Source organism: Algibacter sp. L3A6 (genome assembly GCF_009796825.1).
Taxonomy (GTDB): Bacteria; Bacteroidota; Bacteroidia; order Flavobacteriales; family Flavobacteriaceae; genus Algibacter.
Genome location: NZ_CP047030.1, coordinates 709,457 through 722,962, shown reverse-complemented (window position 1 = coordinate 722,962; position 13,506 = coordinate 709,457). Strand labels below are relative to the sequence as shown.

At 33.0% G+C, this 13,506-nt stretch carries 11 protein-coding genes; 7 read left to right on the top strand and 4 right to left on the bottom strand.

Annotated features, from left to right (window positions below):
• Position 1: 1 nt before the first annotated feature.
• Positions 2-685 carry a cell division ATP-binding protein FtsE gene (locus GQR98_RS02990; protein ID WP_159018211.1) on the bottom strand — a complete coding sequence of 228 codons (684 nt, stop codon included), beginning with the start codon at positions 683-685 and terminating at the stop codon, positions 2-4.
• A 234-nt stretch (positions 686-919) separates the two neighbouring features.
• Here GQR98_RS02990 and GQR98_RS02985 point away from each other — a divergent pair, with 234 nt between their 5' ends.
• Positions 920-3,958: a tetratricopeptide repeat protein gene (locus GQR98_RS02985; RefSeq protein ID WP_159018210.1), complete on the top strand. Its 3,039-nt coding sequence runs from the start codon at positions 920-922 to the stop codon at positions 3,956-3,958.
• A gap of 75 nt (positions 3,959-4,033) precedes the next feature.
• Positions 4,034-5,749, top strand: a complete 1,716-nt coding sequence (locus GQR98_RS02980; RefSeq protein ID WP_159018209.1) for a TonB-dependent receptor — start codon at positions 4,034-4,036, stop codon at positions 5,747-5,749.
• 280 nt (positions 5,750-6,029) lie between these two features.
• Here the strand turns inward: GQR98_RS02980 and GQR98_RS02975 are convergent, their stop codons facing one another.
• The gene (locus tag GQR98_RS02975; protein WP_159018208.1) at positions 6,030-6,734 is read right to left on the bottom strand and encodes a class I SAM-dependent methyltransferase; all 705 of its coding nucleotides are present in this window, start codon (positions 6,732-6,734) and stop codon (positions 6,030-6,032) included.
• 65 nt (positions 6,735-6,799) lie between these two features.
• Between GQR98_RS02975 and GQR98_RS02970 the strand changes: the two genes are divergently transcribed.
• From GQR98_RS02970 to GQR98_RS02960, 3 genes are all read left to right on the top strand, one after another.
• Positions 6,800-7,294, top strand: coding sequence for a YkgJ family cysteine cluster protein (locus tag GQR98_RS02970; RefSeq protein WP_159018207.1), 495 nt, complete (start codon positions 6,800-6,802; stop codon positions 7,292-7,294).
• A 78-nt stretch (positions 7,295-7,372) separates the two neighbouring features.
• Entirely contained in the window at positions 7,373-8,212 is an 840-nt protein-coding gene (locus tag GQR98_RS02965; protein ID WP_159018206.1) for a sterol desaturase family protein, read from the top strand.
• A 12-nt stretch (positions 8,213-8,224) separates the two neighbouring features.
• Entirely contained in the window at positions 8,225-9,040 is an 816-nt protein-coding gene (locus GQR98_RS02960) for a glycerophosphodiester phosphodiesterase family protein (protein ID WP_233268068.1), read from the top strand.
• A 12-nt stretch (positions 9,041-9,052) separates the two neighbouring features.
• On the opposite strand, the gene GQR98_RS02955 is transcribed toward GQR98_RS02960, so the two are convergent.
• Complete coding sequence (locus GQR98_RS02955) at positions 9,053-10,291, bottom strand: exo-beta-N-acetylmuramidase NamZ domain-containing protein (protein WP_159018205.1); 1,239 nt, start codon at positions 10,289-10,291, stop codon at positions 9,053-9,055.
• 8 nt (positions 10,292-10,299) lie between these two features.
• Between GQR98_RS02955 and GQR98_RS02950 the strand changes: the two genes are divergently transcribed.
• Entirely contained in the window at positions 10,300-11,535 is a 1,236-nt protein-coding gene (locus tag GQR98_RS02950) for an ABC transporter permease (RefSeq protein WP_159018204.1), read from the top strand.
• A gap of 150 nt (positions 11,536-11,685) precedes the next feature.
• Here the strand turns inward: GQR98_RS02950 and GQR98_RS02945 are convergent, their stop codons facing one another.
• A complete protein-coding gene (locus GQR98_RS02945; protein ID WP_159018203.1) occupies positions 11,686-12,084 on the bottom strand; it encodes a DUF2721 domain-containing protein in 399 nt (132 codons plus the stop codon).
• 137 nt (positions 12,085-12,221) lie between these two features.
• Between GQR98_RS02945 and GQR98_RS02940 the strand changes: the two genes are divergently transcribed.
• Complete coding sequence (locus tag GQR98_RS02940; RefSeq protein WP_159018202.1) at positions 12,222-13,493, top strand: DUF2851 family protein; 1,272 nt, start codon at positions 12,222-12,224, stop codon at positions 13,491-13,493.
• The last annotated feature ends 13 nt before the right edge of the window (positions 13,494-13,506 follow it).

Below are 13,506 nucleotides of genomic sequence, written 5' to 3'. Positions count from 1 at the left end.
ATTAACCCTTACGTTGTACCACCTCGTAAACTGCATTCTCATCACATTTAAGTGTTTTGCTTGGGTATTTTAAAAGTAAAGCATAATCGTGCGTTGCCATTAAAATGGTGTTACCATTTTTATTAATGTCTTGCAAAACTTCCATAACCTCAATACTCGTTTGTGGATCTAAATTACCAGTAGGCTCATCGGCCAAAATAAGTTCAGGGTTATTAAGTAAAGCGCGAGCAATAGCAACACGTTGTTGCTCGCCACCAGAAAGCTCATGCGGATATTTAAAACCTTTAGTTTTCATGTCTACTTTATTCAAAACCTCTTCAACACGAGTATTCATTTCAGCTTTTACTTTCCATCCTGTAGCCTTTAAAACAAATATCAAGTTGTCGTTTATAGTTCTATCTGGAAGTAATTTAAAATCCTGAAAAACCACACCTAATTTTCGGCGTAAAAACGGAATTTCTTTTTCCTTTAAAGTTTTCAAGTTGAAGTCAACAATATGACCTTCACCTTTTGTAAGCGGTAAATCGCCATAAAGTGTTTTCATAAAACTACTTTTTCCGGTACCAGTTTTACCAATTAAATACACAAATTCCCCTTTGTTAATTTCAACATTAACATCAGAAAGCACTAAGCTTTCTCCCTGAAAAATAGACGCGTTTTTTAATTCTAAAATGGCATTCGACATAAAAGCAGATTTTTAAAGTGCTGTAAATGTATTATTAAAAACTGAAAAGTTGAAAGTTAAGCACGAAAAATTTGAAACACGTTTTTGCCAACGAACTTTAATTTTAATTTCAAGGTAGATTGTTCTCATGTTTTTTGAATTTTTAACACCTCTAATTATAATTATGGCACGATTATTTCGTTATAGATTCAATATTCAATTATCTTTGATTTTAAATTAAAAAACGAATTGTTAATGATTAAAAATAATATTTTTTCACTGCTGGTTGTCATTGGTTTTAGTTGTCAGGTTATGGCACAAAAATCGGCTGTTTACACCAGTAATTTGGTAGAGTATCAAAAAGCATTATCACTTTATAATAATCAACAATATCTTGCAGCAAAATCGCTGTTTGCTAATGTTGAAAAAACGGCAGAAGAAGATGTTTTACAGTCCGACTGTGCCTATTATATAGCCAATTGTGCAGTAAGATTAAATCAGCAAAACGCCGATCAACTTATTGAGGACTTTGTAGAAGATTACCCAACAAGTACTAAAAGAAACACAGCTTTTGTAGATGTGGCCGATTATTATTTCGTTAACGGAAAATACTCCTACGCTCAAAAGTGGTATCAAAAAGTAGATGTAAATGCTTTAGGTAAATCTGAAAAAGAAAAGTTTTACTTCAATAATGGTTATACCGCTTTTACAACAAAGCAATTTAAAGATGCCAAAAAGTATTTAACTAAAGTAGAAAACTCTGAAGAGTATGGGTCGCAGGCCAAATATTACATTGGTTTTATGGCTTATGAGGGTGATGATTACGATAAGGCAAATGAATATTTTGAACAAGTAAACGACCAAGAGCGTTACAAAGAAAAATTATCATACTATCAAGCCGATTTACATTTTAAGCTAGGTAAGTTTGAAGAGGCTATTAAATTAGCCAAAGCTCAATTAAGTAAAAGTGATGCAGATGAAGTGTCTGAGCTTTCTAAAATTATTGGTGAAAGTTATTTCAACCTAGAAAATTATGCAGAGGCTATTCCTTATTTAACGGCATATCAAGGAAAAAAAGGACAAAGAGATCGCTTAGGGAAGTGGAGTAATACCGATTATTACCAATTAGGTTATGCGTATTACAAGCAAGGTAATTTTGAAAATGCAGTGTCTGAATTCAATAAAATTATTGGAGGTAAGAACTCAATTGCTCAAAATGCATATTATCATTTAGGTGAAAGTTATATTAATTTAGGAAAAAAGCAAGAGGCTTTAAATGCTTTTAAAAATGCTTCGGAAATGGATTTCGATTTAAAAATCCAAGAAGATGCTTGGCTTAATTATGCTAAAATTAGTTACGAAATAGGAAACTCTTACCAATCGGCACCACAAGTATTAGCTGGTTATTTAGAGAAATACCCAAATACAAGTTATAAAGAAGAAGTGGAAACGCTTTTAATAGATTCTTACATTACATCAAAAAATTATACAGAAGCGCTTAAGTTATTAGAGGGGAAACGTAGTTTCGAAAACAAGGTAGCTTATCAAAAAGTAGCATTTTACCGTGGTTTAGAATTGTATAATGAAAATAAATTTAAAGAAGCGTCGGCGCTTTTTAATGGTTCATTAAAAGAACAACAAGACCAAAGATTTACGGCTAGAGCAACCTTTTGGAAAGCTGAAACGGATTATAATTTAACTAATTACGATGATGCTTTAATTGGTTTTAAACAATTTCAGCAACAAAACGAAGCGACATCTACTCCTGAGTTTGAAAACTTAGATTATAATTTAGCTTACACTTACTTCAAGCTTAAAAATTATGAACAAGCTACAAAGTACTTCAATCAATTTATTTCAAGTAAAAAAGATGATAAAGTAAGGTTGAATGATGCTTATTTACGTTTAGGTGATGGGCATTTTGTTTCAAGTGAATATAGCAGTGCTATAGATGCTTATAAGAATGCTATTAGATTAAATGAAATAGAATCTGATTATGCCTTTTTTCAAAAAGCAATAAGTACCGGTTATGCCGGAAATACTTCAGGGAAAATAAGTGAATTAAGTAGTTTTATTTCAAAATACCCAAAATCAAAACTTCGTGACGATGCTATGTTCGAGCTAGGTAATTCATATGTAAAAGCAAATGAAACCGATAAAGCTATGCCAATTTACGATAGATTGGCAAACGAATACCCAATGAGTTCGTTTGTGCCAAAAGGTTTGTTGCGTCAAGGTTTGGTGTATTATAATTCTAGTCAAAACGAGCAAGCTTTAGTGAAGTTTAAAAAAGTAGCAAACGATTATGCTGGTACTCCAGAAGCTGTGCAAGCGGTTGCAACGGCAAGATTAATTTATATCGATTTAGGTCGTGTAAACGAATATGCGGTTTGGGTTAAGCAATTAGACTATGTAGAAGTTACCGATGCCGATTTAGATAATGCCACTTACGAGGCTGCGGAAAAACAGTATTTAGATAATAACACAGATAAGGCCATTACACAATTTAATAAATATTTAAACGAATTTCCACGTGGGTTACATGCTTTACAGGCACATTTTTATGTGGCACAACTTTATACAAAAAATAATTTGTTAGAGAATGCTGCTCCCCATTATAAGTATGTTGTAGATGCTTCTCGAAGTGAATACACAGAGGAGGCTTTAATGAAGTTGTCTCAATTTTATTTAAGTTCTAAAAACTGGAACAAAGCGATGCCTATTTTAGCAAGATTAGAGAGTGAGGCAAATTTTCCTCAAAACGTTGTGTTTGCACAATCTAATTTAATGAAGGCGAATTACGAATTGAATAATTATAACGAAGCCGTGTCTTATGCTGAAAAAGTGCTTAAGAATCCTAAAATCGACAATAAAATTCAAGCAGATGCTCAAGTTATAATTGCACGTTCGGCTATTAAAACAAATAATGAAGATTTAGCAAAAACGGCATACACTCAAGTAGAAAAAGTAGCTACAGGCGAAACTGCTGCCGAGGCTTTATATTACAACGCTTATTTTAAAAACAAGGAAGGTAAGCACGAAGCATCTAATGTTACGGTGCAACAATTAGCTAAAAACTACTCGGGTTACAAATATTATAGTGCGAAAGGCTTAGTGCTAATGGCTAAGAATTTTTATGCTTTAAAAGATGCTTTTCAGGCCACATATATTTTAGAGAGTGTTATTACAAATTTTAAAGAATTTGATGATGTTGTAGCAGAAGCTAAAGCTGAATTAAGCAAAATTAAAAAAGAGGAATCTAAAACCAATTCATCTATTTTACCAGAAGATTAGTTTTATTCAAAAGCCATTTTAAGTAGGTTAGAATTTGAATCTTAGAATTTAATTAAGAAATAAAAATTATAAAATATGCGTAAGCACATCAATAGAATATTAACCGTTGCAACAACATGTATAGCAACACTTGGGTATGCACAAAGCAAACAGAATGATACTTTAAATACAGGTGTTATAGACGTTGTTAAACCATACGCGCCATCAATTTCAGATGCGTTTAAAGTAAAAGAATCACCAACTTTAGACGATGCGACTACCGAAACTAAAAAAGAAATTAAATACAACATTTTTTCTTTTCCAGTAGCGTCAACCTTTACACCTTCAAAAGGAAAGGCGGCAGTTGTAGAAAAAGCAAAACCCGTAAAATTGTTTGATAATTACGCAACACTTGGTGTGGGTAGTTATACTACTATTTTAGGTGAAGTATATTTAAATCATGCCATAAGCCGAAACGAAAGTGTTGGTGGTTATGTAAGTCATCATTCTTCTGGAGGAAATATCGAAGGTGTAGAATTTGATGATGGATTTTCAGATTCAAAAATAAACGTGAATTATGCGAGTCGTATGCGCGATATGGCTTGGAATGTAGAAGGAGGTTTTCAATACTCAAACTACAATTGGTATGGTGTTCCAGACTCTCAAGTGGTTTTTGCACAAGACGATAATATAAATGTCGGTCACGCATTTTATAATGCACATGTAGGAGGAGATATTAGTTTTGAAGATACTTACATTAACTCTGGAAGTGTATTGTTTAGACGTTTTGCTGATAATCAAAGTTCAGGAGAAAATCGTTTTATAGCAAAAGGGAAAGTAGATGTTCCTGTTAATGGAGAAGAGATTTCTACGGAAGTAAAGATTGATTACTTAGGTGGCGGTTTTAGTAACCTATATTCTGGTTTAGAAAGTATCGATTATGGTAATTTTCAGGTTGGTATTATGCCAAGCTATCAACTTATTAGAGACGATTTAACATTAAATCTTGGAGTTTCTGCCTATTATTTAAATGATACAGAAAGCGGATCAAACAACTTCTATATCTATCCAAACATTACAGCAACCTATAGAGTGGTTAGCGATGTGGTAATTGCTTATGGAGGTATTCAAGGTGATTTAGAACAAAATTCTTATTACGATTTTGCTACCGAAAACCCATTTGTTTCTCCAACATTATTCATTACGCCAACAGATAAACAATACAATGCGTATGTTGGTTTAAAAGGAAAACTTTCTAGCACTATGAGTTATAACGTTAACGGAAGTTATGCATCGACCCAAAACAAAGCTTTATTTTTATCTAATGAAATTACCCGCTCTTTTGAGGACTATACCTATGGAAACTCGTTTGGAGTTGTTTACGATGACATTAATACTTTTGGAGTTTCAGGTGAAATAAATGTTGATATTAACCGAAACTTTAACTTAGGTTTAAAAGCCGAATATTTTAGCTATTCTAGCGATACCGAAGCCGAAGCATGGAATTTACCAGATGTAAAAGGATCTATGTTTTTAGATTATCAAATTAATCAAAATTGGTTTGCAGGAGCTAATTTGTTTTACACAGGCGAACGTAAAGATCAATTTTTATTAACAACATCAACACCAGAAACTATTACTTTGGATAGTTATTTTGATGCGAACGCACATGTTGGTTATCATGTAACAGAGCAAATTTCAGTATTTGCAAAAGCAAATAATATAGCCAATAATAATTACGAACGTTGGCAAAATACACCTGTTCAGGCTATTCAGTTTTTAGCAGGAGCAACATTTAAATTTGATTTTTAAGATACATTTAGTTGGTGTTTCCGCGAAAGCGATAAATGTTTAAAAATATAATAAATAGAAAAGCTAAGGTTTCATTTTTTTGAACTTTAGCTTTTTTTATTGAATAAAAAGCAGATGTTAAAGTCCAGGGGGGCGATTGTGATACGTTCTAATGTCGCTATGACAAAAACACTTAAAGATGCGTAACCGTTAGTCATTTCGACATAAGGAGAAATCGTATAAAGTTCAATGTTAGAATAGATTTATATGCTTTAAAATATTGAGTTAAACAACATCAAAACTATTCAAAATGCGTCAATTGCGCCAAATAATCGAAATGTTCACCTTCCTTTATAATGCCGCATTTAAGACCAACCGTTTCACAAGCCAATTTTAAAGTTTCAAAATCTAGATATAACCATTTCATTGGGATTTCTTCTTCGTTTTTATAAGATAAAAAATAATCTAACTCACCATAGTAGTTCGAGTTAGTATCCATCCAATAACCGCCATCTTCATCTTGATACATGTATTTGATATCCGATGAATCCATTAAAATTTGTCCGCCAGGATGAAGCAACCCTTTTAGGTGAGTTAAGTATTTTGAAACTTGAGATAATTCTTGAAAAATTCCGGTACCATTCATTAATAATAAAATGGTATCAAACGTTTCTGTTTCATCTAAAATATTTTTTATTTCAGCATTTACAACACCACGAAGTTTAGCAACTTCAATGGCGCCTTTAGAAACGTCGATAGCTTTAACTTTTTTATTGTTTTCTTGTAAATACAAACTATGGCTTCCTGAGCCACAACCAACATCTAAAATGTCACCTTTTGCTAGTTTTAAAGCTTTTTGCTCTAGCTTCGGCATCTCTTCGAATTGGCGAAATAGATAAGGAATTGGCAAGGCATCATCATCAGAAATACTTGTAGATGTTATAATATCTTCAGTATAGTTTCCGTTTTGGTAATCTAATAAGGCTTGTCCGAAAAGGTCTTTCATAAAAAAGCGAGTTTCATTTCCACGAAAGTGAAAAGGGCATCAATTAAAATTGTTATTTTTGCGCCATGCAAGACATTATTAATAATCTTCCAAAGCAGGCCAAAGATAAGCATAACGAGAATAAAAAATTCTTCACAAAGCTAAAAAAGAAGCCGCCCAAAAATTTAGATTACGTTATGCAAGATTTGCATGAACAAGAGTTTAAACGTACCGATTGTTTGGAGTGTGCTAACTGTTGTAAAACCACTGGGCCGCTATTTACAGATAAAGATGTAGATAGAATTGCTAAACATTTTAGAATGAAAACACAGCAATTTATATCGCAATTTTTGCGTGTAGATGATGAGAATGATTATGTTTTACAAAGTGTACCGTGTACCTTTTTAGATGCCGATAATTATTGCTCTATTTACGATGTGCGTCCAAAAGCGTGCCGTGAGTTTCCACATACAGATAGAAGTAAGTTTCAACAAATTTCGCATCTTACTTTAAAAAACGTGGCTATTTGTCCGGCTGCATTTAATATTGTAGAAGAAATGAAAAAGCGCATTAAGGTTTAGTTTTGAAGTCTGATTGTTATTTTACTAGGCTTGGTATAATAACTTTTTTACTATATTGTAAAACAAAAACAACCACTCTTGCAAACATTTCTAAACTATTTCGAGACTATACCATCATCACACCGTAGTATAATTTTAGTTGGAGGCTTGGCCTTTTTCTGGCTTTTAGAAGGTGCGGTACCATTATTTAAATTCAATTATAAAAAGTGGGAGCATGCAGCTCCAAATATCTTTTTTACTTTAACTACAGTCGTTATTAATTTTGCGTTAGCTTTTTTACTACTTAACTCAGCAGATTGGGTAATGGCTAACGATTTTGGGATTTTAAACTGGTTACCAGAAATGCCACTATGGTTGTACATTATTCTAGGTGTATTTCTAATGGACTTTTTTGGAGCCTATTTAGCGCATTTTGTAGAGCATAAAGTGCCTATGTTATGGATGGTGCATTTGGTTCATCATTCCGATCATAAAGTCGATACAACTACGGCCAATAGACACCATCCTTTGGAAAGTATTATTCGTTTTATGTTCACACTATTAGGTGTTTTTGTTATTGGAGCTCCAATTGGTATTGTTATGCTATATCAATCAATGTCTTTGGTGGCTACGCAGTTTACACATGCTAATATTAAGTTATCAAAAAGTGTCGATAAAATAATGAGTTATGTATTGGTGTCGCCCGATATGCATAAGGTACACCACCACTATATGTTGCCTTATACGGACTCTAATTACGGAAATATATTTTCAGTTTGGGATAGACTGCTTGGTACTTATATGGATTTTGATCGTGAGAAGTTAATTTATGGCGTTGATGTTTTTCCAGATGAAAAAGCTAACGGAAACATAAAAGAACTCTTAAAACAGCCTTTTAAGAAATACGATAGACCAACTATAATTTCTGATAAAGATTAATACTTTTTTATTTTGAAACATTGTAAGATTGATATTCAAGGGCATCGTGGTTGTCGCGGTTTGTTACCTGAAAACAGTATGCCGGCATTTTTAAAGGCATTGGAATTGGGTGTGGATACTTTAGAGTTGGATGTGGCAGTTTCTAAAGATAAAATAGTTGTTGTTAGCCATGAACCTTATATGAATTCTGTGATTTGTTTAAGTCCTAATGGTGACGCTATTTTAGATGAAGATGCAAAGAAGTATAATTTGTATCAAATGACTTTAGCCGATATTCAACAATTTGATTGTGGTTCTAAATATCATTCTAAATTCCCAAATCAGGAAAAAGTAAAAACATACAAGCCATCTTTATCTGAGGTTTTAAAAGAAACTAAAAAAATAAATCCAGCAATAAAATTCAATATTGAAATAAAATCAGATCCGGAGTATTATGATGTTTTTACTCCAAAGCCTAAAGAATTTGTAGCATTAGTTTTAAATGTTCTAACTGAAAACAACGCTTGTAACGAAACCAATTTGCAAAGTTTCGATTTACAGATTTTAGAAGAAATAAAAATTCAATCTCCTAAAATGGAGGTTGCCCTTTTGGTAGAGGACGATGAGATTATTTTAGAGAAACTTAATGAAATGAGTTATTTGCCAGCTATTATAAGTCCCTATTACAAGTTGATAAATAAAGAAACAGTTAGTGATCTAAAAAATAGAGGTTTTAAAGTGATACCATGGACGGTTAACACCGAACAAGATATGCAGCTTATGATAGACTATAACGTAAACGGGATTATTACCGATTACCCAGATAGACTCATTACTGTTTTAAAATAATACGTTTAAATTTTACTCGTACATTAAATACTTTGAGCGTGTTTTAGCAAAGGCATCTAAGCCTGTTTTCCAAGTTGCTTTAATCTCATTGGCACTTAATCCAGATTCAATTTGTTGTTGTAATTTTTTTGTTCCGGCTAGTTTCGTGAAAAACGAATTGAAGAATTCTGTTTTATTTCCGGTGTTGTTGTAAGCTTTTATCAGCCAATTTAAATTAAGAGCATTTAGGTTTTCGGCTGTAGTTAAGTTTTCACCATAACATAATTTGTTTTCATATTTTGGATGCTTAGCACCATGATTGGGTTGTGGTGTAAACTGAAAAGAAAACTGAGTTTTATTTAAAAACGGACTCCCAAAAATCTGAAATTGCGTTTCCGTTCCACGACCAGCACTTACGTTTGTGCCTTCAAAAAAGCAAAGGCTAGGGTAAAGGTTTATCGATTTGTCGTTTGGTAAATTCGGGCTAGGTTTTATAGGTAAGCTATATTCTAGGTTATGGTTATAGTTTTTCACAGGAATAACCTGTAAATCACAAGTGATACCTTGGTTTAGCCATTTTTCACCATTAATCATGTTTGCATATTCTCCAATCGTCATGCCATGCACAGTTGGTATAGGGTGCATGCCCACAAAACTTTTATGAGCTGTTTCTAAAACAGGACCATCAAAATAATGCCCGTTAGGGTTCGGTCTATCTAAAATTAAAACAGGAATATTCTGCTCGGCACAAGCTTCCATTACATAATGTAAACTCGAAATGTAAGTGTAAAAACGAGCACCAACATCTTGAATGTCAAAAACAACCAAATCTAAGTTTTTCAATTGCTCCACCGAAGGTTTTTTGTTTTTTCCGTAAAGGGAAACTATAGGCAAGTTGGTTTTTATATCTACACCATCTTTAATAACTTCGCCAGCGTCTGCCGTACCTCTAAATCCATGTTCTGGTGCGAAAACCGTTTTAATATCAACGTTTAAGGCAAGTAGGGAATCTACTAAATGTGTATTGGTGTCTCCTTTAAAAATAACACTAGTTTGGTTGGCTACAATACCAACACGTTTGCCTTCTAGTGTAGGTAAATAAAGAGCCGTTTGGTTGGCACCAACAGTGATGCTTTTTTTTGTTTCAGTTTGTTTTGGACGCTCCTTATCTAAAAGCGTTAAGTTTTCCGACTTCGATTTCGTGACATTCCCACAAGAAATCATTACTAAAACAAATAATAAAACAGTATTTTTGAAAACATTTAATAGCATAATAAATTTTGAATTACGAGTTTTTTTTAGCCAAACGCATTATTGGTAGTAAAGCGTATAAAAGTAGTGTATCGGCACCAATAATAAAAATTGGTATTGCCGCTATTGCTATTGGTATTGTGGTCATGATGATTGCCATTGCTACAGGTATTGGTTTGCAACAAAAAATTCGTGATAAAGTGGTCGCTTTCAATGGGCATGTTACCATTAGTAATTTCGATAGTAATAACTCACAAGAAAGTATCGTGCCAATCTCTAAAAATCAGGAGTTTTATCCAGAGTTTAAAGAGGTTGATGGTATAAAGCACGTACAAGCCGTAGCAACAAAATTCGGAATTATTAGAACAGAAACCGATTTCGAAGGGGCCGTGTTTAAAGGTGTCGGTCAAGATTTCGATTGGAGTTACTTTCAAGAATTTCTTGTAGAAGGCAAACTACCAAGCTTTACCAAAAAATGGAGCGAAGAGGTTTTAATTTCGCAATATTTAGCCGATAGGCTAGGTTTTAAGGTTGGTGAAAAATTTCAAATGGTATTTGCAAAAGACGATACCGAAAAAGCACCAAACATTATATCATTTCAAATTGTAGGTATTTATAATTCCGGTTTTCAGGAATTAGATCAACAATATTTATTAGGGAACATTCGCCATATACAACGTATTAATAATTGGGAAGAAGATCAAATAGGGAACTTCGAAGTTTTTATTTCCGATTATTCGCAACTTGATAGAAAAGGTATCGAAATTTACCAAAACACACCGTCTACACTCAACACGATTACCGTAAGTAATAAGTACAGTTCCATTTTTGAGTGGATAAAAATATTCGATAAAAATATTTACGGCATTATTGGGATCATGATTCTCGTAGCAGGTATAAACATGATTACTGCACTACTCGTTTTAATACTCGAACGTACGCAAATGATAGGGATTTTAAAAGCCCTAGGAAGTAACAATTGGAGCATCCGTAAACTTTTTCTATACAATGCATCCTACCTTATTTTACTAGGTTTATTTTGGGGTAACTTGCTCGGTTTAGGGCTGCTCTTTGCGCAAAAATATTTCAAACTATTTCCGCTAGATCCAAGTGTGTATTACGTTTCCGAAGCCCCAGTATATATAAGTTTAGGTTATATAGTTGCGCTAAATGTAGGGACACTAATTCTGTGTTTACTTATGCTTTTAATACCCTCGTATATTATTACAAAAATATCTCCAGTAAAAGCCATTAGGTTCCAGTAAATTTTAAAATTTTGGGCGCTACCCCAAGGGTCGGGCTTTCACTACTCGCTCCCTCCTAAAAAGTCAGGGAGCTCAAACAAACCGTTCAATCCCTAGCGCATTATCAGTCAAGGTTCTGTTTATTATTACGTTTTTTAAATTTTACTAGTGTTACTTATTATTTTCAATATCACTAATATGGTGCTCTAAAGCTTTAACTGAAATTTGAATTTCAATAATTAAAAGCGATAACGAAGCGATTAACAAAAGTAGCGCCAAGCCAAACACCCAAACAGCAATTGCATTTTGTTGTATGTAAATTAAAAACATAGTCACTACGCATAATAGTAAACTCGAAATACCGAAAATTTGCATACTTCGCGTTAAATACAAACGCTTTTTTATGTTCTGTATTTGTGCCATTAATACACTATCTTTTTTCTCAGTATACCTATCATGTAGATTTCTAATAGTTGCGGCGTAAGCTAAAAACCTGTTGGTATATGCTAACATAATTAAGGAAATAGCCGAAAATAAAAGAGCAGGAGTAGTAAGCGTAAGTTGTTCCATAATGTAGTTTTATACTAGATTGCAAAGTTAGTAATTTAATTAATCCTCAAGATTATTACCTCGCTGTGTTTTACTTTAATAGAATTCAATTTTTAATTTCATTTGGAAATTTTAAACTGGTATTCTATCTTTAAAAAATGCAAGAAGATTTTCTACACTACATCTGGAAATTCAAGAAATTTCAAACTCAAAGTTTAAAAACAGAAGCAAATCAAGCTATAACTATTACTTCTGTAGGGCAACATAACTTTAATTCTGGTCCCGATTTTTTTAATGCAAAACTTACTATTGGCGAGCAACTTTGGGCGGGTAATGTGGAAATTCATATAAAATCATCCGATTGGTATTTGCACAATCATGAACAAGATCCAGCTTACGATGGTGTTATTCTACACGTAGTTTGGGAGCATGATACCGAGATTTTTAGAAAAGATAATACGCCTATTCCAACATTAGTGTTGCGCGATTATATTGATTTTACGCTTTTAAACAATTATAAAAAGCTTTTTGCAAAACAAAACACATGGATTAATTGTGAAAATGATTTTGTAAATACCGACGATTTTGTTTTAACCAATTGGCTAGAGCGCTTGTATTTTGAAAGGCTAGAACGAAAAGCAGGAGCTATTGAATTGCTTTTGCAAGAATCTAAAAACGATTGGGAAGCCGTACTTTTTAAAATGCTTGCCAAAAACTTTGGGCTAAAAGTAAATGGATATGCTTTTTTAAGTTTGGCGCAATCGGTCGATTTTTCGGTGGTTAGAAAATCACAATCTAATTTGCAAAGTTTAGAAGCCTTACTGTTTGGACAAGCTAATTTATTGTCAGAATCTGTGGAAGATGCTTACTATATAAGTTTATCAAAAGAATACAGTTTTTTAAAACAGAAGTTTCAGCTTAAAGAAAATCAAGTATTGCCATTACAGTTTTTTAGATTACGGCCACCAAATTTTCCAACCATACGACTGTCTCAATTCGCAAATTTATATCACGAGCATCAAAATCTATTCTCTAAAGTAATCGAGCTCGATAAGCTCGAAGATTTCTATAAACTCTTTAATGTGTCAACTTCCGAGTTTTGGAAAACACATTATACGTTTCAAAAATCATCTAAATCTTCAACAAAAGCCATTACAAAAGCATTCACAGATTTATTGTTAATAAACACGATTCTTCCTTTAAAATTTTGTTATGCTAAACAAAAAGGGCAAGATATAGATCGCTCCATTTTAAAGATAGCTTCAGAAATCAATTCAGAAAAAAATAGTATCATCGATGCTTTTAATAAACTAAAAAAAGTGTCTAAATCGGCCTTTCAATCACAATCGCTTATTCAATTAAAAACAGAGTACTGCGATAAAAATAAATGTTTACAATGTGCCGTTGGAAATTCACTTTTAACTAAATAGTTATTGTTTTTCT